27 protein-coding genes are annotated in these 26,450 nt (G+C 62.4%); 13 read left to right on the forward strand and 14 right to left on the reverse strand.

The window, feature by feature from the left end; all coding sequences use genetic code 11:
• The first annotated feature begins 153 nt into the window (after positions 1-153).
• The gene (locus tag CO670_RS10815; protein ID WP_097590228.1) at positions 154-933 is read left to right on the forward strand and encodes a gamma-glutamyl-gamma-aminobutyrate hydrolase family protein; all 780 of its coding nucleotides are present in this window, start codon (positions 154-156) and stop codon (positions 931-933) included.
• A gap of 7 nt (positions 934-940) precedes the next feature.
• Here CO670_RS10815 and CO670_RS10820 read toward each other — a convergent pair whose 3' ends face one another.
• From CO670_RS10820 to CO670_RS10830, 3 genes are all read right to left on the reverse strand, one after another.
• Positions 941-1,897, reverse strand: coding sequence for a 2-hydroxyacid dehydrogenase (locus CO670_RS10820; protein ID WP_097590229.1), 957 nt, complete (start codon positions 1,895-1,897; stop codon positions 941-943).
• A gap of 29 nt (positions 1,898-1,926) precedes the next feature.
• Positions 1,927-2,949: a LacI family DNA-binding transcriptional regulator gene (locus tag CO670_RS10825; RefSeq protein WP_088677820.1), complete on the reverse strand. Its 1,023-nt coding sequence runs from the start codon at positions 2,947-2,949 to the stop codon at positions 1,927-1,929.
• A 120-nt stretch (positions 2,950-3,069) separates the two neighbouring features.
• Complete coding sequence (locus CO670_RS10830) at positions 3,070-3,582, reverse strand: MarR family transcriptional regulator (protein WP_097590230.1); 513 nt, start codon at positions 3,580-3,582, stop codon at positions 3,070-3,072.
• 85 nt (positions 3,583-3,667) lie between these two features.
• Between CO670_RS10830 and CO670_RS10835 the strand changes: the two genes are divergently transcribed.
• The 5 genes from CO670_RS10835 (at position 3,668) to cysE (ending at position 8,097) form a co-directional block, all read left to right on the forward strand.
• A complete protein-coding gene (locus tag CO670_RS10835) occupies positions 3,668-4,456 on the forward strand; it encodes a creatininase family protein (protein WP_097590231.1) in 789 nt (262 codons plus the stop codon).
• Between the two features lie 147 nt (positions 4,457-4,603).
• Positions 4,604-5,671 carry a GTP-binding protein gene (locus CO670_RS10840; protein WP_097590232.1) on the forward strand — a complete coding sequence of 356 codons (1,068 nt, stop codon included), beginning with the start codon at positions 4,604-4,606 and terminating at the stop codon, positions 5,669-5,671.
• Positions 5,671-6,660 carry a WD40 repeat domain-containing protein gene (locus CO670_RS10845; RefSeq protein ID WP_097590233.1) on the forward strand — a complete coding sequence of 330 codons (990 nt, stop codon included), beginning with the start codon at positions 5,671-5,673 and terminating at the stop codon, positions 6,658-6,660. The genes CO670_RS10840 and CO670_RS10845 overlap by 1 nt, the downstream gene beginning before the upstream one ends.
• 16 nt (positions 6,661-6,676) lie before the next feature.
• A complete protein-coding gene (locus CO670_RS10850) occupies positions 6,677-7,171 on the forward strand; it encodes a GNAT family N-acetyltransferase (protein WP_097590234.1) in 495 nt (164 codons plus the stop codon).
• Between the two features lie 107 nt (positions 7,172-7,278).
• Positions 7,279-8,097, forward strand: a complete 819-nt coding sequence (cysE, locus tag CO670_RS10855; RefSeq protein WP_097590317.1) for a serine O-acetyltransferase — start codon at positions 7,279-7,281, stop codon at positions 8,095-8,097.
• Here cysE and CO670_RS10860 read toward each other — a convergent pair whose 3' ends face one another.
• The 4 genes from CO670_RS10860 to odc2 all read right to left on the reverse strand — a co-directional run bounded on the left by CO670_RS10860 (position 8,098) and on the right by odc2 (position 12,461).
• A complete protein-coding gene (locus tag CO670_RS10860; RefSeq protein WP_097590235.1) occupies positions 8,098-9,252 on the reverse strand; it encodes a GGDEF domain-containing protein in 1,155 nt (384 codons plus the stop codon).
• 153 nt (positions 9,253-9,405) lie between these two features.
• Entirely contained in the window at positions 9,406-10,431 is a 1,026-nt protein-coding gene (locus tag CO670_RS10865) for a serine hydrolase (RefSeq protein WP_097590318.1), read from the reverse strand.
• Positions 10,432-10,644: 213 nt separating this feature from the next.
• Positions 10,645-11,235 (reverse strand): N-acetyltransferase, encoded by a 591-nt coding sequence (locus CO670_RS10870; protein ID WP_097590236.1) that lies wholly within the window; start codon positions 11,233-11,235, stop codon positions 10,645-10,647.
• Between the two features lie 92 nt (positions 11,236-11,327).
• Entirely contained in the window at positions 11,328-12,461 is a 1,134-nt protein-coding gene (odc2, locus tag CO670_RS10875; RefSeq protein WP_016737287.1) for an ornithine/lysine decarboxylase, read from the reverse strand.
• Between the two features lie 528 nt (positions 12,462-12,989).
• On the opposite strand from odc2, the gene CO670_RS10880 reads away from it, so the two are divergent.
• The 3 genes from CO670_RS10880 (at position 12,990) to CO670_RS10890 (ending at position 15,724) form a co-directional block, all read left to right on the forward strand.
• Positions 12,990-13,883: a LysR family transcriptional regulator gene (locus tag CO670_RS10880; RefSeq protein WP_097590237.1), complete on the forward strand. Its 894-nt coding sequence runs from the start codon at positions 12,990-12,992 to the stop codon at positions 13,881-13,883.
• A gap of 129 nt (positions 13,884-14,012) precedes the next feature.
• Positions 14,013-14,654: a DUF1007 family protein gene (locus CO670_RS10885; RefSeq protein WP_097590238.1), complete on the forward strand. Its 642-nt coding sequence runs from the start codon at positions 14,013-14,015 to the stop codon at positions 14,652-14,654.
• Positions 14,648-15,724, forward strand: a complete 1,077-nt coding sequence (locus tag CO670_RS10890; protein WP_097590239.1) for a nickel/cobalt transporter — start codon at positions 14,648-14,650, stop codon at positions 15,722-15,724. The genes CO670_RS10885 and CO670_RS10890 overlap by 7 nt, the downstream gene beginning before the upstream one ends.
• Before the next feature lie 105 nt (positions 15,725-15,829).
• Here the strand turns inward: CO670_RS10890 and CO670_RS10895 are convergent, their stop codons facing one another.
• The 4 genes from CO670_RS10895 to CO670_RS10910 form a co-directional block, all read right to left on the reverse strand.
• On the reverse strand, positions 15,830-16,036 hold the full coding sequence (locus tag CO670_RS10895; protein ID WP_097590240.1) for a hypothetical protein: 207 nt from the start codon (positions 16,034-16,036) through the stop codon (positions 15,830-15,832).
• On the reverse strand, positions 16,033-16,728 hold the full coding sequence (locus tag CO670_RS10900) for a GNAT family protein (RefSeq protein ID WP_097590241.1): 696 nt from the start codon (positions 16,726-16,728) through the stop codon (positions 16,033-16,035). The genes CO670_RS10895 and CO670_RS10900 overlap by 4 nt, the downstream gene beginning before the upstream one ends.
• A gap of 69 nt (positions 16,729-16,797) precedes the next feature.
• Positions 16,798-17,517 carry a tellurite resistance TerB family protein gene (locus CO670_RS10905; protein WP_097590242.1) on the reverse strand — a complete coding sequence of 240 codons (720 nt, stop codon included), beginning with the start codon at positions 17,515-17,517 and terminating at the stop codon, positions 16,798-16,800.
• Positions 17,518-17,619: 102 nt separating this feature from the next.
• A complete protein-coding gene (locus CO670_RS10910; protein WP_097590243.1) occupies positions 17,620-18,258 on the reverse strand; it encodes a 2-dehydro-3-deoxy-phosphogluconate aldolase in 639 nt (212 codons plus the stop codon).
• 152 nt (positions 18,259-18,410) lie between these two features.
• Here CO670_RS10910 and CO670_RS10915 point away from each other — a divergent pair, with 152 nt between their 5' ends.
• From CO670_RS10915 to CO670_RS10925, 3 genes are read left to right on the forward strand one after another with little or no spacing between them, the layout of a single operon-like run.
• On the forward strand, positions 18,411-18,899 hold the full coding sequence (locus tag CO670_RS10915; protein ID WP_088677805.1) for a CYTH domain-containing protein: 489 nt from the start codon (positions 18,411-18,413) through the stop codon (positions 18,897-18,899).
• Positions 18,877-19,785 (forward strand): CHAD domain-containing protein, encoded by a 909-nt coding sequence (locus CO670_RS10920; protein ID WP_097590319.1) that lies wholly within the window; start codon positions 18,877-18,879, stop codon positions 19,783-19,785. Before CO670_RS10915 ends, CO670_RS10920 begins: the two co-directional genes overlap by 23 nt.
• A 56-nt stretch (positions 19,786-19,841) precedes the next feature.
• Entirely contained in the window at positions 19,842-20,771 is a 930-nt protein-coding gene (locus CO670_RS10925; RefSeq protein ID WP_097590244.1) for a rhodanese-related sulfurtransferase, read from the forward strand.
• Positions 20,772-20,816: 45 nt separating this feature from the next.
• On the opposite strand, the gene CO670_RS10930 is transcribed toward CO670_RS10925, so the two are convergent.
• On the reverse strand, positions 20,817-23,030 hold the full coding sequence (locus tag CO670_RS10930) for an EAL domain-containing protein (protein ID WP_097590245.1): 2,214 nt from the start codon (positions 23,028-23,030) through the stop codon (positions 20,817-20,819).
• Between the two features lie 149 nt (positions 23,031-23,179).
• A complete protein-coding gene (locus tag CO670_RS10935) occupies positions 23,180-24,553 on the reverse strand; it encodes a GH1 family beta-glucosidase (RefSeq protein WP_097590246.1) in 1,374 nt (457 codons plus the stop codon).
• 263 nt (positions 24,554-24,816) lie between these two features.
• On the opposite strand from CO670_RS10935, the gene CO670_RS10940 reads away from it, so the two are divergent.
• Entirely contained in the window at positions 24,817-25,218 is a 402-nt protein-coding gene (locus tag CO670_RS10940; protein ID WP_097590247.1) for a DoxX family protein, read from the forward strand.
• Between the two features lie 191 nt (positions 25,219-25,409).
• Here CO670_RS10940 and CO670_RS10945 read toward each other — a convergent pair whose 3' ends face one another.
• Entirely contained in the window at positions 25,410-26,432 is a 1,023-nt protein-coding gene (locus tag CO670_RS10945; protein WP_097590248.1) for an amidohydrolase family protein, read from the reverse strand.
• Between the last annotated feature and the right edge of the window lie 18 nt (positions 26,433-26,450).

Consider the following 26,450-nt stretch of genomic DNA (forward strand, 5'->3'; position numbering starts at 1 on the left):
TGAGCGCACCCATCAAAATCAGCAGCTTAGCGGCAGATCGGATGGCGGCGGGAGCGCTTGCGCCGCAATTTGGCCACCTCGCGCAGCCAAGCGTTGACTTGACGGCCATTCTGGCGGCAAAACGGTGAGCACAAAGATTTCACCGGGGTGAACATGACGAAACCGATCGTTGCCATTCCTGCCGATATCCGCAGCTTCGACGGCATCACCTGGCATGCCGTGCAGCATCAATATCTCAGGGCCGCATTGAATGCGGCCGGCGTCATGGCCTTCATCATTCCGGCCTTCGAGGAAGGTTACGATACCGACGCGATCCTCGACCGCGTCGACGGCCTCCTGGTATCAGGCTCGGCCAGCAACGTGCATCCCTCGCTCTACGGCGTCGAAGCGACCGAAAGGGACGGCCCGTTCGACCCCGCTCGCGACGCCACCAGCCTGCCGCTCATCCGTCGCGCCATCGACCGCGCCATTCCTTTGCTCGCCATCTGCCGCGGCATCCAGGAGCTCAATGTCGCGCTCGGCGGTTCGCTCGCAAGCGAGATCCAGGAGCAGCCCGGCATCTGGGATCACCGGCGGCCGGAAGGCGTCGACCGCGACGGAATGTACGCCATTCGCCAGACCGTCCACGTCAAGGAAGGCTCCTGCATCGCAGGCATTCTCGGCCCCGGCGAAGTCCGCGTGAATTCGCTGCATCGCCAGGCGATCGCCAGGACCGCGCCGCGCCTGCAGGTGGAAGCCACCGCCGAAGACGGCACGGTCGAGGCCGTCTCGGTCATCGGCGCCAAGGCCTTTGCCGTCGGCGTGCAGTGGCATCCGGAATACTGGGCCGAGACGGACAAGCCCTCCAACAAGCTCTTTACTGCCTTCGGCGACGCCGTCCGCAGCCATGCGGCCGGCAAATTGGCGACGGTGCCGGCACAAGCCATCGCCTGAGCAGGACTTACGCCTTCTGCGGCGTCTCCGGCACCGGCGTCAGCGCCAATCCCTTCTCGAACCAGGCGATGAGGTTGTCGACGACGAGATCGGCCATCCCATTGCGGGTCGGCACCGATGCGGAGGCAACATGCGGCAGCAGGACGGCATTTTCGGCGACAAGCAGGTCGGCCGGCACCGTCGGCTCGTCGTAGAAGACGTCGAGACCGGCCGCGCCGAGTGCGCCTGAAGCAAGAGCCGCGCCGAGCGCCTCTTCATCCACCGTCCAGCCGCGGCCGACATTGACGAGAATACCGTCCGGGCCGAGCGCGGCGAGAATATCGGCATCGACCGTCTTGTGTGTCTGCGGCGTCTTCGGAACGATGGCGATCAGCGTATCCACCGCTTCCGCCAGCCCCTTCAGTGTCGGGTAGTAGTCATAGGAGACGTCGGCGTGGCGCGAACGGGTGTGGTAACTGATCTTCACCTTGAACGGCTCCAGCCGCTTGGCGATTTCGAGCCCGATGCGGCCGAGGCCGTAGAGCCCAACATGGCGGCCCTTGAGCGAGAAGCGCGACAGCGGATAGGCGGTGCCGGGCTTCCAATTGCCGGCGCGCATCCAGGCTTCTGCCCGCGGCAGGTCGCGGATCGTGTTCAATAGCAGGCCGATCGTCGTATCGGCGACCTCGTCGTTCAGAACGTCAGGCGTATTGGTGACGACGATGCCCTTTTCGGCGGCACGCTTCACATCCATGCCGTCATAGCCGACACCGAAGCTGGCGATCACCTCGACGCCAGGCAGTTGGTCCATCCAGGCGCCGGGAAAGGCGCCGGAGACCGCGACGCCGCGGATGCGCGCGGCGGTCTCGCCATCGAGAGCAAGCCTTTCCGCGCGCGGAACGGCGATAATCTCAAAACGATCCTTCAGCCTTTCGAGAACACGGTCGTGTATCTTCCCAGGAACGAGAATGGCGATGCGGGACATGGCTTTTCCTCTTGGGTGGCGGTCTTGATTCAGGCGCGGGGCCGATGGGGACTGGTGGACTGGCGAATGCGCATTTCCGGCTTGATGAGATGCATGCCGTCGGGCTCGTGGCTGCCGGCAAGGCGATCGAGAAGCGCCCGGGCGGCGAGGCGCCCGACCTCGGTCTGGCCGTTCCAGACGGTCGTCAGCGCCGGCGTGGCGATCGAGGCTTCCTCGAGATCGTCATAACCGGTGACGGAAATATCGCGTCCCGGCACCAGTCCGGCGCGGGCAATGCCGTTCATCAGGCCGATCGCGACGAGATCGTTCCAGCAGACGGCCGCCGTCGGCTTCTGCGGCAGCGACAGGAAATGCACCGCGGCTTCGAAACCGCCCTGTTTCGAGCGCGGGCCGGGAATGCGCAGGTTCGGATCGACCTCGATGCCCGCCTTGCGCAGCGCGTTGACATAACCCTGGTAGCGGTCGCGGCCGGTGGATGTCTGGTCCGTGCCGCCGATCATCGCGATCGAGCGGTGACCGAGGCCGATCAGGTGATTGGTGGCAAGCGAGATGCCGTAGCTGTCGTCGCCACGATAGGTCGGCAGGTCCAGGCCGTCCATCGAGCGGGCGACGAGGATCGCCGGCATGCCGTTTTCTTCCGCCAGCTGCAGATCTTCCGGCGGCGTGCCGATCGCCGGCGACATGATGACGCCGTCGCCGCCGAGCTGCAGAAGCGTCTCGATGAAGGTGCGCTGCTTTTCGACGTTGTCGTAGTGGTTGGACAGGATGAAGGTGTGGCGGCTGCGATCGAGCTCGCTTTCGATCGCCTTCAGGATCTCGCCGTAGAAAGGGTTCATGATGTCGTGCACGACGACGCCGATGATACCGGAGCGGGAGGTGCGAAGGCTGGCGGCGCGGCGATTGTAGATATAGCCGAGAGCGCGCGCCTGCTCCTTGATCTTCTCCCTCGTATTGCCGGCGACGAGCGGACTGTCGCGTAAGGCAAGCGACACGGTCGCCGTTGAAATGCCGAGCGTTTCGGCGATTGTCGAAAGCTTGATCTTCTGGACCACGTGTCCTCCTCCAGGCAGCACGCAAGACAGCAAGACCCTGCCGGTAAATCGGCACGGCCCCTTAAAATGTTTAATTAAAAGATTTAATCAGCGGAAGCAATTCGTCTTTCAGGGGAAATTTCAGTCTTCGTCCGGTTCTTCGATATGAAGGGCTTCGGCCTGCAGATTGGCGTCGATCGCCTTCAAGAGGCGCACGAGATTGCGGATTTCCTTTTCGGAGAACTCCTGTGTCGCCAGCCTGTCGCAGGCCGAGGCCGCCATCTCGATCGCCCGCACGCTGTCGCGACCGAGCGGGGTCAGATAAACCTTGGTCAGGCGCGCGTCCTCGGCGTCGGGCTTGCGCTCGAGAAAGCCCTGCGCCTCCATGCGGCCGATAGTGCGCGTCATCGTCGGCGCCTTGACGCCCAGCTTCTGGGCAAGCCCGCCGGCGGTCATGCCGTCGCTCTCGGCAAGCGAGAGGATGACGCCGTCCTGGCCGGCATAGAGCCCGCTTTCGAACAGGTTGCGCGACAGCACCGTGCGCATGGAGCGGGCCGCCTGGGTCAGCGCCGGAGAAAGATCGACGAGCGTATACTCGGTCTGGTCCTTCTTCTTGGACTTGTTCTTCTTGCCGTCCTTGTGCTTCTTGCCCATAGCCATCCCTTTGATCTTTAAGCGCTGGCGCCGCTGCGATATGACATTGCCCAGGATCTCGTCATAAACAAGAGGCTACGACCGGATGATGACGCCTTCGCCCCGCTTCGAGGACAGCGACCCGGCCTCTGCCCCCGGCGCACGCCCCCCGATTGCCGTGCTGCCGCTCGGCGCCCATGAGCAGCACGGCCCCCACCTGCCCTTCGAGACCGACACCCTGATTGCCGAAGGCATCGCCGCGCGATTGAAGGCGGCCCTGCCCGCCGGCCTGCCCGTCACCTTCCTGCCCGCCGAATCGGTTGGCTACTCCATAGAGCACATGGATGTTGAAGGAACGAAGACGCTCGCCTTCAACGAAGCGGTCAACCGCTGGCTCGGCATCGCCGAAGGGCTGGCGAAGCAGGGCACCCGCAAATTCGTGATGCTGAACGCTCATGGCGGCAATTCGCCTCTGATATCGATCGTCGCGACCGAGGCCAGGGTCCGCTTCGCCATGCTGGCGGTAGCGACGAGCTGGACCCGCTTCGGCCTGCCCGACGGCGTGATCTCGCCGGAGGAAAAGGCGATCGATATCCATGGCGGCGATATCGAGACCTCGGTGATGCTGGCGCTTCATCCCGACAGGGTCGATATGGCCAAGGCGGGGAACTTTCCCTCGCGGCAGACCGAATTCGCCGGCCGCTTCAAACATCTGCGCGCCTACGGGCCGCATGCCTTCGGCTGGAAGATGTCGGATCTCAACCCGCAGGGCGTGGCTGGCAATGCCGCGGCTGCGAGCGCTGAAAAGGGCGAGGCGCTGATCGCGCATGCGGTCAAGGGTTTGATGGAATTGCTGGAAGACGTCGATGCGTTCGACATCACGCGGCTCCGGTGAAGAGGCTCATTTGGCCGACGCCGGGCATGTGATCTTATAACATTATAAAATCCTTTGAACTGCCGTGCCCATGCCATTATATGAGACCAACCGTTCAAGCGGCCGATCTGAAGCCGGTCGGCCGCACGCCTAATCCTAGAGGTTCTCATGACCGACGCGATCTCCACCCAGAAGCCCATTCCCGTCACCGTGCTCACCGGTTATCTCGGCGCCGGCAAGACGACGTTGCTCAACCGCATCCTCTCCGAAAACCACGGCAAGAAATATGCGGTCATCGTCAACGAGTTCGGCGAAATCGGCATCGACAACGACCTGATCGTCGAGTCCGACGAGGAAATCTACGAGATGAACAATGGCTGCGTCTGTTGCACGGTGCGCGGCGACCTGATCCGCGTCGTCGAAGGCCTGATGCGCCGCCCTGGCCGCTTCGACGGCATCATCGTGGAAACGACCGGCCTTGCCGATCCGGTGCCGGTCGCCCAGACCTTCTTCATGGACGATGACGTACGCGCCAAGACCGAGCTCGACGCCGTCATCGCGCTGGTCGACGCCAAGCACCTGCCGTTGCGCCTGAAGGACAGCCGCGAGGCCGAAGACCAGATCGCCTTCGCCGACGTCGTCGTCATCAACAAGAGCGACCTCGTGACCGCCGACGAACTCGCCGTGATCGAAGACATCGTCCGCGCCATCAACCCGGCCGCCCGCGTCTACAAGACCAGCCGCTCCGGCGTCGACCTCGCCCGCGTGCTCGACCAGGGCGCCTTCAACCTGGAGCGCGCCCTCGAAAACGATCCGCATTTCCTGGAACACGGCCATGACGACCACGTCTGCGGCCCGGATTGCGATCATCACCACCACGATCATGATCATGACCACGGCCATCATCATCACGGCGCCATGTCGGCGATCCACGATGTGACGGTGCAGTCGGTGTCGCTGCGCGGCGGTGAGATGAACGCCGAGCGCTTCTTCCCCTGGATCCAGAAAATCACCCAGATGCAGGGACCGAACATTCTGCGCCTCAAGGGCATCATCGCCTTCAAGGACGATCCGGAGCGTTATGTCGTCCAGGGCGTGCACATGATCATCGAGGGCGATCACCAGCGGCCGTGGAAGGACGGCGAGAAGCATGAGAGCCGTCTTGTCTTCATCGGCCGCGATCTCGACCGCGAAAAGCTCGAAGCCTCCTTCAAGGCCTGCGAGGCGGCCGCCTGATGCCGACAGTTGCACCGCTTGATCTCGACGGCCACGTTCTGGCCGTCGAATTTTTAGGTGATGTTCCCTTCTTCGCAAACGCAAACGGCACGTATCACCGGCTGGATGGCGGCGAGAGGGTTTCAGAAGCCCATCAGGGCATGCTCACCGCCATCCGCGATCCCTATAGCGAGAGCCTGATCTCCGGCGGCGAGGATGGCAAGGTGCTGCGCATCGCTGCCGACGGCAGCGTCAGCGAACTCGCCGCCGCGCCGCGCAAGTGGATCTCGCAGGTCGCCGCCGGACCCCAGGGCGCCATCGCCTATTCCTACGGCAAGAGTTCGCTGGTGCGCCTCGCCGACGGCACGACCAAGGAATTTCCCGAGGAGCGCACCGTCGAGGGCATTGCCTTCGCCCCCAAAGGCCTGCGCATCGCCGCCGCCCGTTATAACGGCGTATCCCTGCACTGGGTCGGCATGAGCGCCAAGCCCGTCGATCTCGAATGGAAGGGCGCGCATACTGCCGTCACCTTCTCGCCGGACGGTAATTTCCTCGTCACCTCGATGCAGGAAAACGCCCTGCACGGCTGGAAGCTCGACAGCAAGCCCGGCGCCGAGGCGCGCCATATGCGCATGACCGGATATCCGGCCAAGGTGAAATCCCTCTCCTGGTCCGTCAAGGGCAAATGGCTTGCCTCATCAGGCGCGCCCGCCGCCATCGTCTGGCCCTTCCAGGGCAAGGACGGGCCGATGGGCAAGGCGCCGCTCGAACTCGGGACCCGCGCCAATATCATGGCGACCTCGGTGAGGTTCCATCCGCTGGAGGATATCCTCGCCATCGGTTTCATCGACGGCATGATCCTGGCCGTGCGCATCGCCGACAGCAAGGAAGCGCTGCTGCGCCGCCCCGGCAAGGGCGCGATCACCGCGATGAGCTGGAGCGGCAACGGCAAACTGCTCGCCTTCGCCTCCGAAGCCGGCGATTGCGGGGTCATCGACATTTCGGCTTGAGGCCGCGTTGCCGGCCATGGACGACGCCTTGACGGAACCCGAGATCGTAAAGCTCGGGCCCGACCATATGCGGGCTGCGACGGGGATCAGGCGCGTGGCGCTTTGGCAGCGCCTGCCCTGGCTGCTGGATGTCCACACGCCTGAGGAGGAAGAGCAGTATTGGCGCATGCATCTGCTGCCGAACTGCACGATCCTCGGCGCCGCCATCGGAAACAAGCTCGTCGGCGTTATCGCCTATGGCGACGGCTGGATAGAGCAGCTTTACGTTCTTCCTGATTTCCAGGGCATCGGCATCGGTTCGATGCTTCTCGGCTGCGCCAAGGAAGAGATGGACGAAATCAGGCTCTGGACATTCCAACGCAATATGGGCGCACGCGCTTTCTACGAGCGGCACGGTTTTTCCGCCGGGGAAGAAACCGACGGCATCGATAATGAGGAAAAGGAGCCTGACGTGCTCTACCATTGGCGCCGGCTTCCGGAGCTGACGCCTGGTCTGAAACCGTCCGGCTAGAACATCGGCCGAAGCTCCGGAACATTGAGCTTGCCAAATGCCTTGCCGGGGCGAAACATGAAATGCACGCGGGCATAGCCGTCGCCGTGCTGACAGAGGACTTGCGAATGCCGAAATCGACCGGCCTCGGTGTAGCCGAGCAGCAGCCGCCGCCTTTGGGCGATGCACCGGTCTGGAACGTCATCCGCGCCGAGGCGGCGGAGCTTGCGGCGCGCGAGCCGATATTGCGACGGCTACTGACCACAGAAATCACCGATGCCACCGGCAATCATGAGATCCTCGCCCGCGTGCTCGCTGCCCGGCTTTCCGTGACGCAGGTGGAAACCGGCAATCTGTTCGATCTCATCCTGTCCACCCTGAACGACGACATCATGCGAAAGGTCGAGGCCGATCTCGCAGCGGTGCGCCAGCGCGATCCCGCCTGCACGACATTTCTGCACGCGCTTCTGAACCTCAAGGGCTTCCATGCGCTGCAGACGCATCGCATCGCCCATGCGCTTTGGAACGCCGGTCGCACGGAGATCGCCACCTGGCTCGCCAATCTCGCCTCGCTGGTCTTCGGCCCGGATATCCATCCGGCCGCACGGATCGGCGCTTCGATCATGCTCGACCACGGCTCGGGCATCGTCATCGGCGAAACGGCAGTGATCGAGGATGAAGTATCGATCCTTCAGAATGTCACGCTCGGCGGCACCGGCAAGGAAACGGGCGACCGTCATCCGAAGATCCGCCACGGCGTGATGATCGGCGCCGGCGCCAAGATCCTCGGCAATATCGAAATCGGCGCCTTCAGCAAGATTGCCGCCGGCAGCGTCGTGCTGAAAGCGGTTCCCGAACATTGCACGGTCGCCGGCGTGCCGGCCACCGTCGTGCGCATCCATCGCGCCGATGAAATCCCGGCCGAGACGATGGATCAGAATATCTAGCTATGCCGCCTGCTGATTTTCCCAGAAGACCTCGACGCGGTTGCGGCCTTCGCGCTTCGAACGGTAGAGCGCTTCATCCGCTCTGTGCATCAGGCTTTCAAAGTCTCCATCGCTTTCCCGCGCGGCGACCCCGATGCTCAGCGTCGGAAACACGGCGAGATCCGGCCGTTGCATGACGGCGGCGGCGAAATCGAGACGAATGCGCTCGGCAATCGCCACGGCATCCTCCCGTGACAGGTTTTTCAGCACCGCCAGGAACTCGTCTCCACCCTGCCGGGCAAGCAGATCGTGCGGTCGCATGATGCTTCTCGAAACGCTGGCGAACAGCCGCAGGACCTCGTCGCCAGCCGCATGGCCATGCCGATCGTTCAACTGCTTGAAATGATCGATGTCGATGATCAGCAGCGAAACCGGCTGGGAGCCGAGAGCGGGCAGATGCTGGGCAAGGCCGCCGCGATTGAGCGCACCTGTCAGCGGATCATGGTGGGCGAGTTCCGTCAGCTGGTTTCGGCTGCGCTCGGCCGCCATCAGCACCATGGCCATGCTGCGGAGCATGATGAAGGCAACCGCCGATACCGCCATCCAGCTATGGACCACGCTGCCGCCGAAAGGATCCGGCCCGCCGATCTCTCCGGTCGCAGCAAGAATGCTGCGCGCGGCAAAGATCATGGCGGTGCAGACATAGAGGCCGACGAGCAGAGCCGCCGAATACAGCCTCTCGCGGCGGACAATGCTGAGCGCCTCCCTTGCGACGGCAAGATCGCAGAGGCAGCAGATGACGGACACATAGAGGAGCCTTGCCGAGACCGCTGTGGGATCACTGACGATAAGCAGCACAGGCACGCTGACGAGGAGGATCGCTAGCCAGAAATAGCGCTGCTCGAGAACCCGCCCCGAAAAGACGCGCACGGCAAAGAACATCAGCATGTAGCCGGCGATGGTCACGACATTGCCGCCGTCGATCGAGACCGCGTAGGGAACGATATTGCGCAGCGCCACGAGAAAGGAACCGATGCCGATGAGCAGGTTGCTCAAGCCCCACCAGAGCGGCCACCTGTCGAAGCGGCCGGTCGCATAGGCTGCAAGCTGGAGAATGCCCAGCACGAAGCAGCTCACGGCAACAATGAAATAGATCGTCCTGAGATCCAGTAGCATGGCGCTTTCCCGAGGTTCTGGCGGCGAACCTACAGCAAGCGTTTTGCGGTTTGATTGGAGGCTTCGTTAAAAGTTTATCGATCGCGTTTTTTCAAGGCATCTCCGCTCTTTTACATGCATAATGCCTGCGCACTCCTGCTGGATTTGCCTTGATCAGGCGGCCCTGACCGCGCCGATAATGTCTGCCATCAGGCCGTGCAGGGAGTCCCTATAACCGTTTCGCGCCGATGGGCCGCTCTCTTCCGAGGTCATGACGACGGTAAGATCGAGCGACGGCACGATGTAGAGCATCTGGCCGCCGTAACCCCAGGCGAAATGCACCTCTTCGCCGCCGATCTCACGCGTGAACCAGCCATAGCCATATTCGTCGCCGGAGAAGCGCGAATTGGTGCGGTGCTGCCACGATTGCACGATCCAATCGGCAGGCACCACCTGCTCTCCCTCCGCCGTGCGCCCGCCATTGCGATAGAGCTCGCCGAAGGCAAGCAGCGACCGGGCGCTCATCGCCATCTGATTGCCGCCGAGATAGATGCCTTGCGGATCGCGCTCCCATGCGCCGATGCGGAAACCCTCGACGGGACCGAGCCATTCGCGGGCCAGCGCCAGCGTCGACCGTCCGCTGACCCTGGTGAGGACAGCCGAGAGCAGATGCGTGGATGCAGTGGAGTAGAGCATCTCGCCGCCGGGCTGATCGACGAAAGGCTGCGACAGCGCAAAGCGCACCCAATTACGCGAGGAGACCCAGCGACCGTAGTTCGGCCCCGACATGCGGTCGAGCCCCGACTGCATGGAGAGCAGATTGCCGACCGTGATGTCTTTGAGGCGCGGATCGGGTGTTTCGGGAAGATCGGCCTTCAGGATCGGCGCGATCTTCTGGTCAGGCCCTTCCAGCAGACCTTTGCTGATAGCGATTCCGACCAGTGCTGAAATGATCGATTTCGACGCGGATTTGATGTTGGTCGATTCCGCCGGCGAGTGACCGCGGAAGCCGCGCTCGGTGAGCACACGCCCGTCGCGGGCGACGATCACCGTCTTTAGCGGCCGCATCGCAGGATCGCTCGCCGCCCGGTCGAGGCGCAAACCAAGACCGGCGGCGGACGCCGTGCTCTGGGCAGATGCCGGGCCTGTTGCAGCAAGCGACAGGCTGAAGAAAAGGAGGAGGCGAAAGATGCGGATCATGCGGCGCAAGATAGGATATCGCCGCAGCATATTCGCGTGCCGGCAGCACTTTTCACGCGATTGTGTCTGTAGGTGAACCGGCTGCCCTAACCCACCGGCCGTGAAAGAAATCCGCGCCGCAACCATGGCGGCCCGCCTGCCTCCATGGTCAAGCGGCGCGGATATTGCCGGCCGAGGGAAGGACCTCAACCCCGGCCGACTGGTCGAAGAGCCTCAGGCTGCGCGGCGAACCGGCGCGCCGGCCAGCATGCGCCCCGAGGGGACGATCATGCCGGCCGCGCCGTCAAGCCAGCCTTCCCTGAGCTCGAGCGCAAGAAAGCGCGAGCGTTCGAACGGACCCGGCATGACCAGATGGCGAGCCTTTTCGGCAAAGAAGCCGAAACGCTCGTAATAGGCGGCATCGCCGACGAGCAGGACGGCGCCGTGCCCGCGGTTCTTCGCTTCGAGGATCGCCGCCCGCATCAGCGCCCCGCCGATGCCCTTGCCGCCATGACGGGAATCGACGGCGAGCGGGCCGAGCAGCAGCGCGTTGATCGGCGTGCCTTGATCGTTGACGCCGGCCTCGACGTTCCAGAGCCGCACCGTGCCGATGACATGACCGTCGCGGTCACGCGCGACGAGCGCAAGGCCGTCGGCCGGAATCCGGTTGCGGCGGATCTTCTCCGACGACTTCTTGCGGCGATCAGGACCCATGACGCGGTCGAGTAGGTTTTCGCGGGCAACGACGTCCGAAGGATTTTCGGCGTCGATGGCAAAAGTGGTGGGCGCAAAGAATGCGCGGACAGAATCAAGAACAGCGGCCATCTTGGCCTCCCGTACCCAATACCGTTATCAGCGGCGATGAAGGAAATTGTGAAATTGCCGCCCCGGCTGGTTACCGGGCCGGCGGAAACAACTTAGATGACGTAGGCCTTCAGCGGCTCGAAACCGTTGAAAGCGACCGCCGAATAGGTCGTCGTGTAGGCACCGGTGCCTTCGATCAGAACCTCGTCGCCGATCGAAAGGGAGATCGGCAGCGGATAGAGGTTCTTTTCGTAGAGCACGTCGGCCGAATCGCAGGTCGGGCCGGCGATGACGCAGGGCTCCATCTCGTCGCCGTCGTGCTCCGTGCGGATCGGATAGCGGATGGCTTCGTCCATCGTCTCGGCGAGACCGCCGAACTTGCCGATGTCGAGGAAGACCCAGCGCGCATCGTCATTGTCCGACTTCTTCGAAATCAGCACGACTTCAGCCTTGATGACACCGGCATTGCCGACCATGCCGCGGCCCGGCTCGATGATCGTCTGCGGGATCTGGTTGCCGAAATGCGTGCGCAGCGCCTGGTAGATCGACTTGCCGTAAGCTTCCGCCGACGGAACGTCGCGCAGATACTTGGTCGGGAAGCCGCCGCCCATGTTGACCATCTGCAGGTGAATGCCCTGCTTGGCAAGCGAGACGAAGACGCGCTTGGCATCGGCAAGCGCCGAATCCCAGGCATCGACCTTGGTCATCTGCGAACCGACATGGAACGAGACGCCGTAGGACTGCAGGCCGAGCTGATGGGCGTAGACGAGGACGTCGACGGCCATCTGCGGAACGCAGCCGAACTTGCGCGACAGCGGCCATTCGGCGCCTTCGCCATCCGTCAGAACGCGGCAGAAGACACGGGCGCCGGGAGCGGCGCGCGAGATCTTCTCGACTTCCTCGTGGCTGTCGACCGCAAAGAGGCTGACACCGAGCGCATGGGCGCGGGCGACGTCACGCTCCTTCTTGATCGTGTTGCCGTAGGAGATGCGGGCGGCGGTCGCGCCGGCTTCGAGCGCCATTTCGATTTCGGCAACGGATGCGCAGTCGAAATTGGAGCCGAGGCCTGCGAGCAGCTTCAGCACTTCAGGGGCCGGGTTGGCCTTGACGGCGTAGTAGATGGCGCTGTCCGGCATCGCGTGACGGAAGGCGTGGAAATTGTCGCGAACGACATCGAGGTCAACCACGAGGCAGGGACCGTCGGGACGTCGGGTTGCGAGAAAGTCGCGGATGCGCTGGGTGGTCATATCGTTCCCTCTTCCAATTCCAGAGCTCCGGCATGAACCGGAGGACAAAGGGCATACGAGAACTCGCATTGGAACCAGCCGGTGGAGACCCCGGAACCATAGCAAGCGCTCGATGCGCGGATAGTGAACCAACGCCGCGGACGCGGTGTAAGTTCGGCTTTGTCTGCCATGGATTGGAGGGAGAATCCCAACCGCACTTCCGGCAATGATGGTGTGCCTCTTCAGTAACCCCCGCTGATGGAAAGCAGGGAGAGAACAAAAAGGCCCGCACCGTCGTTGCTTCAGGCGTCCTCGCATTTTCCGGTTGGCCGGAATAGCGACTGGAGGGGTTAATTCCAGGTACCTTACCGATTTCCTCACCAATTCGAGGGTTCGGCGGACACCCATGGGCACGTGCGACTTTGGGCTGAGTGGGAAATAAGAATATTCGCCTTCATAATCAAGCGTTTTTTTGATCTTGGGTCAAAAAAATAATTGAACAAAACGGGCCGATTTGTTCAACGTTTCGAAACAGCTTGGGGAAGCGCCATGGACACTCTGACCCGCATACGCGCCTTCATCGACGTCGTCGAGGCCGAAGGCTTTTCCGCCGCAGCAAGGCGCACCGGCCGCTCCAAGGCGCTGCTCTCCAAATATGTGCGCGAATTGGAGGATGAGCTCGGCGCTCTGCTGCTCAACCGCACTACCCGGCAATTCTCGATGACCGAGGCCGGCCACACCTATTATCGCACCGCCTCCGATATCCTGAAGGAGATCGACAATCTCGCCGATCTCGTTCGCGAGAACAATGCGCAGCTGAAGGGAAAGCTTCGCGTCTCGGTGCCGCGCACCTTCGTCGATGCCGATGTCGGCCAGTCGCTGATCGATTTCGCCCGGGAAAACCCCGACTTGTCGCTGGAGATCGCCGCCGACGATCGATTCGTCGACCTGATCGAGGAAGGCTTTGATGTCGCGATCCGCATCACCAAGCTCGAAGATTCCGGCATGATCGCCCGCAAGATCTCCGATTTCCGCGTCCATCTCTGCGTCACCCCTGAATTTCTCGAGCGCCATCCCGATCTCGAGCATCCGAGCGACATTTCCAACGTCCCCTTCATCGTCGATACGAATTCGCGCACCCAGGGCAGCATCCGCTTCTACAATCCTGACAACACGACCTTCGCCGTCGCCGTTTCCGGCCCGATGGAGGTCAACAGCCCGCATGCGACCTTGCGCGCTGCGCTTGCCGGCATCGGCATTGCCCTCGTCCCCGATTTCATCGCTCGCAAGTCGATCGACAGCGGCGAACTGCTGACGCTGTTCAACGACTACATCCCGACCGACCGCGGCATCTATGCCGTCTATCCGCACCGGCGCTACCTGCCGGCCAAGGTGAGGATCTTCGTCGATTACCTGCACAACTGGTTCAAGAAGCACTCGTGAGAGGACCGGCGATGCGACACTGCGTCCCGCCTGAACCTCTGATCACATGAGCCGGATATGGGCCCCGGTCCCAATTCCGTCCCAATTTCTGGCAAGAAGTCAGCGTCACCGAACAGGGCAGCGGGATAAATGAAACATTCGACGATATTGATGGCCGCGCTTCTTTCGCTGGCGCCGGCCGCCGCCTTTGCCCATCCGCACATCTTCGTGGAAGCGCGCCTGGAGGTCGTGGCCGCCAAGGACGGCAGCGTCGAAGAGCTGCGCAACGTCTGGCGCTTCGACGAGGTCTTCTCCTCCTCCGTCGTCATGGATTTCGACAAGAACACCGATTTGAAGCTGGAGCCGAACGAGCTCGCGGAGGTCGGAAAGACGGTGAAGCAGTCGCTGGCCGATTATGATTACTACATGAACCTGACGGTCGACGGGAAGAACGTCACCGTCCAGAAGCCCGACATCATCCACGTCGATTACAAGGACGGCCAGCTGCTGATGTTCTTCGCGGTGAAGCCGGCGGAAAAGATGCCGCTCAAGGGCAGGCTGAGCTTCGGCGTCTACGACCCGACGCTCTATACGTCGATCGATTTTCCGACCGACGCCGAACTTTCGATCGTCGGCGACGGCTTCAAGGCCTGCAAGCATCAGGTCGTGAGACCCGATGCCGACCAGGTGATCTCTGAGAACAAGCAGTCGTTGACCGATGCCTTCTTCAACGATCCCACAGGCACCAACATGTCCAAACTCTTCGCCACCCGGCTGGAGGTTACATGCTGACGAAACGCCTGCCGCTCATTCTTTCCGCGGCGACCCTTGCCCTCCTGGCGGCTGCAAGCCTCGCCCATGCGCAATCGCCGCTCGGCATCGGCACGGCGGAGCCGAGCTTCCAGCCGACCGGCGGGCCGCTCGCCCCGCTGCTGCTCTATGTGAACTATGAGCAGCAGGCCTTCTACCGGGCGCTGACCAATGCTCTGAAGGCGATGCGGGAGGATCCGTGGCAGCTCGCCTCGCTGATCGGCCTGTCCTTCGCCTACGGCGTTTTCCATGCCGCGGGCCCGGGCCACGGCAAGGCGGTCATCTCCTCCTACATGATCGCCAACGAGGTCGAGCTGAAGCGCGGCGTGGTGATCTCCTTCATCTCGGCCTTCATTCAGGGCGTGGTGGCGGTGGCGCTCGTCGGCGGCGCCTGGCTGGTGCTGCGCGGCACGGGCATCACGCTGACGGCAGCGACCCATGCGATGGAGATCGCAAGCTTCGTCATGGTCATCCTCTTCGGCGGCTGGCTGCTCTTCCGCAAACTGCGCTCGATGATCGGCAACCTGCCTGGCCGCCGGCTGATGGCGACGCCTGCCGGGCCGGTCTCGATGATGCTCGATTGGAAGGACAATGCGGCCGAACGCCAGGCCTATGTCTTCCGCGGCAAGGCGCAGCCCGTGGAAGCCGGCCATACCTTCGTTCCCGGCATGGTCTGCGAGACCTGCGGCAACGCCCATGTGCCCGACCCGGCGCTGCTCGGCGGCGACAAGTTCAGCGCCCGCGAAGCCTGGTCGGCGATCGTTGCCGTCGGCCTTCGCCCCTGCTCCGGCGCGCTTCTGGTCATGACCTTTTCGCTGCTGAACGGGCTCTATCTCGGCGGCGTGCTTTCGGTCGCCGCCATGTCGCTCGGCACCGCGATCACCGTTTCCGTGCTTGCGACCCTTGCCGTCACCGCCAAGGGCGCCGCCGTCCGCCTTTCCGGACGCGGCTCGGCCGCTTCGGTCTGGGTCGGCAACGCCATCGAAATCCTCGGCGCCGTGCTCGTCATCCTGATGGGCGTCCTGTTGCTCGGCGCCTCGTTGCAGGGCTAGAGCATGTCGCGCAAAAGTGTGCAGCGGTTTTGCGATAACGACATGCGTAAAAACAAAGACCTAAAGCGCAAGGGCGAATCTGAAAGATCGCGATGCGCTTTAGCCTTACTCGCCCCTGCCGCGCTGATAGCGCGCCCGCAGCCAGAAGACCGCAAAAAACGCCATGATCAGGCAAATGCCGACGAAGATCGCCAGCACCGGCGAGAAATTGCCGATCCACAGAACGATGGTCGGCAGGAAATAGAGGACGAGGCCGGCGCCGAGCAGGATGAGGGCGGCAGCGGTCGCCTGGGAGCGGCTCTCGGGGGTCACGCGAGCCTTTCCTTCTCCAGATCGGCGCGGATATCCTGCAAACGGCGGATCTGGCTGCCGGCAGCATCGAAATTCTCGGGCGAAAGCCACGCTTCGAAGGCATCGTTGATCAACGGCCATTCGGCATCGATCATCGAGAACCACGCCGTATCGCGGTTGCGGTGCTTGGAAAGCATATGCTGGCGGAAGACGCCTTCGAAGCTGAAGCCGTAGCGCAGCGCCGTCGTCTTGCTCGCTTCGTTCTTGTTGTCGCATTTCCACTCGTAGCGGCGGTAGCCGAGATCTTCGAAGACGTGCTTGGCCATCAGATAGTGCACCTCGGTGGAGAGCGGCGAGCGCTTCATGTCGGCGCCATGCGCCACGCCGCCGATCTCGACAACGCCGTTTGCCGGATCGGCGCGCATGTAGTTCGCCATGCCGACAATCTTGCCGGTGGCGTTATCGCGGAAGATATGGGTGAGCCAGCCGGACTTGGTGTAGACGGATTCCAGCCAGTTGGCGAAGTCCTCGATGCCGGAAAAATCGTCCTGCGCGAAATAGAGCAGCAGCGGGTTGATGCCCATGCCGCCGAGCCCCTCCCACAGAGCTTCGAGATGCTCCGCGCGCCGATAGGGCTCGATCGTGACGAAGCGGCCCTTCAGCGTCACCGGCTTCGGCGCCGGGCAGCCCTTGAAATTCGCAAGATCGCGCATGTTCACTCCCCGTGTCTGATCTGAGGAGTGGATAGGCCAGCCGCCCGACAAAGGCAACCGGCCTAGATGTTACTGTGACAAGGTCGTCTTGGCGGACGACACCGTCGCCTCGATATGGTCGACCAACTGGTCGGCAAGGCCGAGCCGGCCGGCAAGCAGATCGAGATAACCGCGTTCGGCGCGCGAATCCGGTTCGATGGTGAGGCGCGAGGCGGTATAGAGCTCGACGCGCTGTTCTTCCGTCACCGCTGCAGCGACGAGCGCATCGATATCGGTCGGGGAAGCAAGTTCGCGTTCGATGAAGGCCGCGGCCTCGCCGCTGACGTCGGCCGCCTTGATCTTGTCCATGATGAGCGCGCGTTCGGCGTCGTCGATATGGCCGTCGGCCTTGGCGGCGGCGATCATCGCCCGGATCAGCACCAGCACGAACTCGTTGCTGCCGGCGGGTGACGCCGGCCCGAAGCCGGATTCGGCAGGTGGCGGCAGGAGAACCGGATTGTTGGCCGACGGCGCATCCGAGGGAGCCGCGGGCGCCTGCCCCGCCTGGTAGTTCTTGTAGGCCTGGTAGCCAAGGCCGGCAATGGCGGCAAGCCCGCCGATCGCCAGCGCATTGCCGGCAATGCTGCGGCCGGTCTTGGTGCCGAGAAGCACGGCGGCGAGCGCACCGGTCTTCATCGGATTGTTCCTGGCCGTCTGCACGGCCTCGCCCGCCCTGTCGCGGACCGAACCGCCGAGACCGGGCACCTGCGAACCCAAGAACTGGTCGAGAAGCTTCTTTGCGTCGAACATCCCTCGTCGTCTCCCTGTTTGAGGCTGGAGAGAACATAGGTTTGCGGCGGCTCAAATACAAACATGGGCGCGGGGGATTGTGCATCCCCCGCCGATCCGGCCTCAGGCCTTCAGAGCCGCGGCCTCCGCCGCAAGCTTGGTGATCCCCGCCCAGTCGCCGGCTGCGACCAATTCCTTCGGCGCGACCCACGAACCACCGACGCAGACGACGTTCGGCAGCGAGAGATAATCCCTGGCGTTCTTCAGCGAAATGCTGCCTGTCGGGCAGAACAGCGTGCCGGCGAGCGGCGAAGAGAGCGCCTTGAGATAGGCGGCGCCGCCGGCCTGCTCGGCTGGAAAGAATTTCAGCACCTGATAGCCTTCCTCGCGCAGCGCCATGACTTCGCTGGCGGTCGCGGCTCCCGGAAGCAGCGGCACCTCGGAATCGGCGGCGGCATCGAGCAGTTCCTGGGTCGTGCCCGGGCTGACGATGAACTTCGAACCGGCCTCAACGGCGGCTTCCCAATGGGCGGCGTTCAGGATCGTGCCGGCTCCGACTTCCGCACCCTCGACTTCGTCGGCGACGGCGCGCACAGCATCAAGTGCCGCCGGCGTGCGCATGGTGATCTCGATTGCCTTCAGGCCGCCCGCCACGAGCGCGCGCGCCAGCGATACGGCCGACTTCGCATCGTCGACGATCAACACCGGAACGACCGGCTGGAGTTTCAGGATGGAAAGGAGCTTCTCTGTTTTCTCGCCCATGGTCGCGCGACCTCCTTGAAACGATTGAATTGGTCCCGAATAGCGCCCCAGGGGAACCTTGTCGAGGCAAAACCAATTCACATGACAAGATGGGTAGGAAATCCATGGGAATTGGGCTACCGTGCCCCGATCGTCACAAAAGGTTCACTGGTATGGCGAAAGAGATCGAGCGGAAGTTTCTCGTGCGCAGCGACGGATGGCGTTCCGCCGTCGAGACGAAGTCGAGCCTCAGACAGGGCTACATCGCCTCCATGGACGACCGCTCGGTCCGGGTGCGCATCCTCGATGGCAGGAAAGCGAGACTGACGATCAAGATCGGCCGCAGCGCCATCACCCGTGACGAATTCGAATATGACATTCCGGTCGCCGATGCCGAAGAGCTGTTGCAGAACGCAATCGGCATCGTCATCGAGAAGACGCGTCATCGCGTTCCGCATGAGGGCTTCGTCTGGGAGGTCGATGTCTTTGCCGGCGAACATCGCGGATTGGTCATCGCCGAGGTGGAAATGACTGCCGAAACCGACAAGCCGGCGCTGCCGGCCTGGCTCGGCCGCGAAGTGACCGGAGACTTCCGCTATTCCAACCAGGCCCTTGCCACAGAATATGGGCACGACAGGCATGGCCTATCGCATACGGCCTGACGCCGATTTCACCCGGGAGTTCCGCAGTGTTGCGAAGGAGCAGCTGGGCGAGGCCGTCGCAATTCTCGAGGAGAGACCGGACGGCGCGCATGAGGCGATCCATTCCTTTCGCAAGAACCTGAAGCGGCTGCGCTCGCTCTATCGGCTGGTGGCCCGCGAGGTGCCGGATTTCCAGGCTCGTGAGAATGAACGCCTGCGCAGCGCCGCGCGGTCGCTTTCGGCGATCCGGGACGCAAACGCCCTCGTCGGCACCGCCCAATATCTGCAGCAAACGGCCCGCGAGAAAGAAGAGAACGAGGCGCTCGGCCGCATCGTCACCATCCTCGAAGGGCGGCGCGACTGGATGGCGGAAGCCGAAAGCGGCCTTGAACAGAGACTGGTGGAAACCTCGGATGTCTTGAACGAGGCGATCAATTGCCTGGATGACGTGTCCTTTGCCGGCGGCCATCGCAAGAATGCCCGCATGCTGGGCAAAAGCTGGCGCCGCACCGCGCGGAAGGCGAAGGCTGCCCTCGCGGCCTGCCACGGCGAGGCATCGGCTGGCGATTTCCACGACCTGCGCAAACGCACCTACGACTACCGGCTCTATCATTCCCTCCTGCGCGACGTCTGGCCGGGCGCGATGCAGGCCAAGCGCGATGCGGGCAAGGAGCTTGTCGAGGATCTCGGCCATATCCACGATCTTGCCGTGCTGTCCGAATTGGTCGAAGCCGAGCCGCAGCTTTTCACCCGCAACGACGATCTGGCACATCTGCTCGACGCCATCATCTTCCGCCAGCAGGAAGACCGTCGGCAAGCGCTCGTCAAAGCCGAAGCCGTCTTCGCCGACGATCCCGACGAGGAAGCCGAGCGTATCGAGCTTCTCTGGCTGACGGCCGGGCGTTGAGAGGGCGATTTGGGAAGGCAATTGCGCGGCCCGCCGATTTTCTGTATTTCCGGCGCATGACCGACAGCCTGACACACACCAGCCCGTTCCTCGTGGCGGCGCTTTACCATTTCGTTTCCGTGCCGCGCTTTGCGAGCCTTCAGGCTCCGCTGCAGGCGCTGTGCGAGGAGAAAGGCGTCAAGGGAACGCTGCTTCTGGCACATGAGGGCATCAACGGCACGATCGCAGGGCCGGATGCCGGCATCCATGCCGTCCTCTCCTTTCTGCGCGCCCAGCCCGAATTTTCGGGGCTGGAGCACAAGGAAAGCCGCGCTTCCAAAATGCCTTTCCTGCGCATGAAGGTGAAGCTGAAGAAGGAAATCGTCACCATGGGCGTCGAGGACATCGACCCCAACAAGGTGGTCGGCACCTATGTGACGGCGAAGGATTGGAATGCGCTGATTTCCGATCCCGACACCATCGTCATCGATACCCGCAACGACTACGAGACGGCAATCGGCACCTTCCGCGGCGCGGTCGATCCGAAGACGAAGACGTTCCGCGAATTTCCCGATTGGGTGCGGCAGAATTCCGGCCTGCACAACAAGCCGAAGATCGCCATGTACTGCACCGGCGGCATCCGCTGCGAGAAGGCCACCGCCTTCATGAAAGCGGAGGGTTTCGACGAGGTCTATCATCTGAAGGGCGGCATCCTGAAATATCTGGAGGACGTGCCTCAGGAGGAAAGCCTCTGGGACGGCGCCTGTTTCGTCTTCGACGAGCGTGTCTCGGTCGAGCACGGGCTGAAGGAGGGAGAACACAGACTGTGCCACGCCTGCCGCAATCCGATCACTTCAGAGGAAATCACTTCGCCGTTCTACGAGGAAGGCGTTTCCTGCAGCCACTGCTATCACACGCGCAGCGAAGAGGACCGGCTGCGTTACCGCCAGCGTCAGCACCAGATCGCGCTGGCAAAAAAACGCGGCCAGCGGCATATCGGCAGCTGAAGCCAATTTCGTTTTGAATTTGCCTTACGAAAATTCCTAGACCGGTCAGGCCGCGCCCAGACGGCGCGGGGCAGCCGGCTCCGCCGCATGCCCCTCGTTCAGCAACGCGGTGATGTGGTCGGCCGCCATCGGCTTTCCGAACAGGTAACCCTGCAGGCAATCGCAGCCGAAGAGGCGCATGGCGACGGCCTGCGCCTCGGTCTCGATGCCTTCGGCGGTGACGGGAATGTCGAGCGAGCGGGCAAGCGCCACCGTCGCCTGCAACATCTCGCGCTGGCGTTTTCCTTGGTCGACATCCATGACCAGCGAGCGGTCGATCTTGATACGATCGAAACCGAACTGCCTGAGATAGCCGATCGAGGAGAAGCCGGAACCGAAATCGTCGAGCGCCACCTTGACCCCCAGCCCCTTCAATCTTTCGATCGACTGGCGGGTGCGCTGCGGATTCTGGATCATGTAGCCTTCGGTGATCTCGAGCGTGACGCGGCCGGCTTCGATCTCCGTCTGCTTCAGCACGTAGCGCACATAGTCGGTGAAGGCGGGATTGCGGAACTGGCCCGGAGAAACGTTGACCGAGATGGCGAGCCCCGGCCACTGCTTGGCCGTTTCGCAGGCCTTGCGCAGCACGAACAGGCCGAGCGATTCAATGAGCCCGCTGGTCTCGGCGATCGGGATGAAGACATCCGGCGAGACGGGACCGTGGCCCGGACGGTTCCAGCGGACCAGCGCCTCGACGCCGTTCAGCGCTTGCGTCGCCGCATCGACCAGCGGCTGGTAAACGAGCGTCAAATCGCCGCTTTCGATCGCAACCCGGAGGTCGATCTCCAGCGCGTTACGCTGTTCCCGATCGGCATCCATCGACGGATCGTACAGCGTCATGCGCGCGCGGCCTGCCTCCTTCGCCTTGTACATGGCAAGATCCGAGCGGCGCACCAGCTCCTCGCGGCTGATCGTGCCGGCAGGCGACATGGCGATGCCGATGCTTGCCCCGACGACGACGACGCGGCGGCCGATCTCCAGCGGCTCGGCAAGAAAATCGAGAATCTGTTCGGAAAGCTGCAGGGCGGCGGCATGTTCTCCGTCGGAGAGAAAGGCGATGGCAAATTCGTCGCCGCCGATGCGGGCGAGAACCGCGCCTTGAGGAATGAGCACGGCGAGACCGGCGGCGACCGCGCGGATCAGCTGATCGCCGGTGCCGTGGCCATAGCTGTCGTTGACCTCCTTGAAGCCGTCGAGGTCGAGATAGAGGAGCAGCACGTTGCGCCTGGTCTGGCGCGCCTCGGCAACGAAACGATCGACGGCGAGCCCGAGGCCATCGCGATTGGAAAGGCCGCTCAGCCTGTCGCGCAGCGCCTCCTCGCGGGCGCTGTTTTCCTCGCCCTTCAGCCGGCGGCCGGCAAGCCAGCCGATGACCAGCAGCACCATGAAGAACAGGCCTACCAGCCCGAGCGCCTGAAGGACCATCGGCCGAACCTGCGCATAGGCGATATCGCCGGGCGAACGCGAGATCCAGACGAGCTTGCCGAGCGTTGTTCCCGAGGGATCGGTGATCGGCACGAAATAATCGGCTTCGAAGGCCGGCGGCGCCAGCCTCAGCCCGCCGATGACATAGGTCTGACCGAGCGCCGTCACCCTGTCGTCGTCGAGATGGCGGGCGAAAACGAGATAGCGGTGCTGGCCGGCAGGCGCGTCGAGCTCACCGGATTTTTTCCGCACCAGCGCCACGCCGACGGCGGCAATGCCGCGTTTGGTGGTGACGAAGCCGACCGCCTGCGGACGATCGGCGGGACCTGCCGCCTTCACCCTGTCGTACAGGGTCCAGAGCGAGGGCGCGAAGAAATCCGCGAGCGGCTCGGCCATCGGCTGGCCGTCGCGATAGGCGATGATCGCCTTCTTCTGATCGTCGATGACGATCGCCATGTCGAAAAGCGGGCTGTTGACCGACATCTCGCCGTAATTGCTGACCGTCCAGGCCATGCCGTCAGGCGCGTAGACATTGGCTGCGGCATCGTCCCAGGCGGCATAATCGTCAAGCGTGGCGCCGAGCTGCTCCTCGAAGGTCTTCATCGCGCCGATCGTCGTTTCGCGCGAGCGCTCGTCATCGAGAAGATTGGCATTTCCGGCCACGCGTTCGAGCGCCGTCAGCACCATGATGGTGACGACAGCGACGATGACCGCGAAGGAGAAAAGCACGCCGGTGACGGTGATGTGACGGCCTATTCCCGATCCCTTGCTCTGCGACTTGGCAACTGTCTGCATTACGGCTCCCTGACCGCAGGACTTTGCCAGCCAAGGGTTCAAAAACGTTTAAGCAACCACTGCTAAAGATCTCCAGCGATCAATTTCTGTACCTGCCGCTGATGCGAAGGTTCAACCAAGCAATGTCAGTCACTTAAGGCCGATGAGAGTTAACCCGCCTTGTGGTTGCCTTTCGGGAATTGGGCCGCCAGTTCGCTATACCACTTGCCGCTTTTCTTCGCTGTACGGATCTGGGTTTCGTAATCGACATGGACGAGGCCGAAGCGCATGCGGTAGCCTTCCGCCCATTCGAAATTATCCATCAGGCTCCAGGCGAAATAGCCGCGCAAGGGATAACCGTCCTTGATGAGATCGGCGACGACAGCAAGGTGATCGCCGACATAATCGAGACGCATCACATCGTCGACCTCGCCGCCGACCACATCGGTGTTGTCGCAAGCGCCGTTCTCGGTGATGTAGCACTCCGGCAGTTCGTAGCGGCGATAGAGGTCCTCGACCAGGAGCTTCAGCCCCGGCGCATAGATTTCCCAGCCGATATCGGTCTTGACGTCGCTCGCCGGCGGCGCTTTCACCGTCCAGGGGAAATCGCCCTTGCGTTCGGCATCGTCGGTGACGCGCTCGGGCGTGTAGTAGTTCAGCCCCCACCAGTCGAGCTTCTGGCTGATCAACTTCAGGTCGCCGTCTTCGATGACAGGCATGCGGTCGCCGAGCGCCTCGACGAATTCCTTCGGATATTCGCCCTTGAAGACGGGATCGAAGAAGGCGCCGTTGTGGAACTGATGCGCGCGTTCGGCGGCGGCGAGATCGGCCGGGCTGTCGGAACCCGGGATGACCGAGGCGGCATTGAGCACCAGGCCGACGGGCACGTTGGGAGCTTCGGAACGGATCGCCTCGACCCCGAGGCCGTGGGCAAGGTTCATATGGTGCATGGCGTGAAGGGCAGCCTGCATGTTGCGCTCGCCGGGAGCATGGATGCCGTAGAGATGGCTCAGCCAGACGATGCACCAAGGCTCGTTGAAGGTCGCGACGGCGTCGAGACGGTCGCCGAGGCGGCTCATCACCGTCTTGGCATAACGCTGAAAAGCGTAAGCTGTCGAGCGCGCCGTCCAGCCGCCGTCACCGGCCAGCAGCAACGGCAGGTCCCAGTGGTAGAGCGTCGCGAAGGTCTTGATCCCGCGCGCCTTGCAGCCGTCGACAAGCCGGTCGTAGAAATCGAGCCCCGCTTCGTTCACCGGGCCTGTGCCATCGGGAATGATGCGCGGCCAGGCGATGGAGAAGCGATAGGCTTCAACGCCCATCTCCTTGATCAGATCAAGGTCCTGCTCCAACCGGTTGTAATGGTCGCAGGCAATGTCGCCGTTATCGCGATTGTGGACGCGGCCAGGCATGTTGCAGAAAGCGTCCCAGATGGATGGCTTGCGGCCGTCGGTCTTGCTCGCGCCTTCGATCTGGAAGGCCGCGGTGGCAACGCCGAAGGTAAAGTCACCGGGAAAGCGGCTGGCAAGCGTCTTGGCATCGATCATCTCTAATCCCCGTCTCTCAGCATGTGGACTGACCGTTGGGCCGGATTTAGCCAAGCCGAAAAGCAAAGTACAGGTCTCGGCCAAGAAAAACTGCAACGTTGCAGTAGGAAGGGCGGAACGGCCATGATCGGCATCGTTTAGCCGCTCCGGACATTCGCCTTCCCGCCGCAACCGATCTCATAACGCGAATGTCAGCAGGCGTGACTTGCTGCCGAGGCGGCGATCGCTACACAGCGAAGACATTGCAACATGAAAGGAACCCAATGCTGTCTTCGATCCATCTGCTGCAGCCCCATCTGCTGAGCCTGCTGCGCATCATCTCCTCGCTCGTGCTTTTCAGCTACGGAACGCAGAAGATCCTGCATTTTCCGGCCGCGGGAAGCGTGCCGCCGATGGGCTCGCTCTCCTGGATCGCCGGGCTGATCGAACTCACTCTCGGCTTCCTCGTCCTGATCGGATTCCAGACCCGCATCGCGGCCTTCGTGCTCTCCGGCCTGATGGCCTTCGCCTATTTCATCGGCCATGCGGGAAAGAGCTTTTATCCCGCGCAGAACGGCGGCGTCGCGGCAATCCTGTTCTGCTTCGTATTTCTCTATCTAGTGGCGGCAGGCGCCGGGCCGCTCAGCGTCGACAGCCTGATGAAGCGCAACCGCGCTGCGGCCTGACGAATGACGGACAGGCCGAGGCGGTCAATGATCGCCTTGGCCTTTTTGCAGGCTCCGCGCCGCTCCAGGCCTAGACCCCAATCGACATCCAGGATTCCCAAATCGGTTGCTGACTGATTCACAGGATGCCGTACGAAGCAAAAATGCCATAGGCTGCTCCAGCGCCTTCATAATATGTCCCGCGATTGCCCTCAGTATGCCTGGGCCAGAATCTGTCCGGAAAGCCGGCCGTAGACGCGTCGTGCATTCTGTTCGAAAATCTTCGCGCGGTCAGTGTGCTGAAGATGCTGGGTGTTGTTGAGATACCAGCCTGTATCGTCGAAATTACGGGATGTTTCTGGATCGATGCCCTTTACTGCACCCATCATCTCGGTCGCGAAGAGGATGTTGTCGATCGGCACGACCTTTGTCAGAAGATCGATACCGGGCTGATGATAGACGCAGGTGTCGAAGAAGACGTTTTTCAGCAGATGCTTGGCAAGAGGCGGCTGCTTCAGCTCCTGCGCCAGGCCACGATAACGGCCCCAGTGATAGGGTACGGCGCCGCCGCCATGAGGAATGATGAATTTCAGCTTCGGAAATTTCTCAAAGAGGTTTCCCGATATGAGCTGCATGAACACCGTCGTATCGGCATTGATATAATGCGCGCCGGTGGTGTGGAAATTGCAGTTGCACGAGCCACTGACATGGATCATCGCCGGGACGTCCAGCTCGACCATCTTTTCGTAGAGGGGGAACCAGATTTCGTCGGTCAGCGGCAGACCGGTCCAGTTGCCGCCGGAAACATCGGGGTTGAGGTTGCAGCCGACAAAACCCAGGTCCGTCACGCAGCGTTCCAGTTCCTCTATGCAGTCGGAAGGCGTGCCATGCTGTGATTGTGGTAACTGGCAAACACCCACGAAACGGTCGGGAAATAGTCTGCAGACGCGGTGAATGAGATTGTTGCTGTGGCGCGTCCATTCGCGGCTGACGGCAAGATCACCCAGATGATGTCCCATCGCTGACGCCTTGGGCGAGAAAATGGTCAGATCGATACCGCGCTCCTTCTGGATGCGCAGTTGGGCTGCAGAAAGGCTTTCCCTTATCTCGTCGTCGCTTATGGAGGGATAGGCCGGAGCGGCCTTTCCTGCATTGAAGGCTTCCAGTTGCGCTGCGCGCCATGCATCGTGCGCGGCCGGAGCGGTTGTGTAATGTCCATGGCAATCGATGATCATCAGAAAATGCTCTCGCTC

The organism is Rhizobium sp. J15 (assembly GCF_002531825.1).
Lineage (GTDB): Bacteria > Pseudomonadota > Alphaproteobacteria > Rhizobiales > Rhizobiaceae > Rhizobium.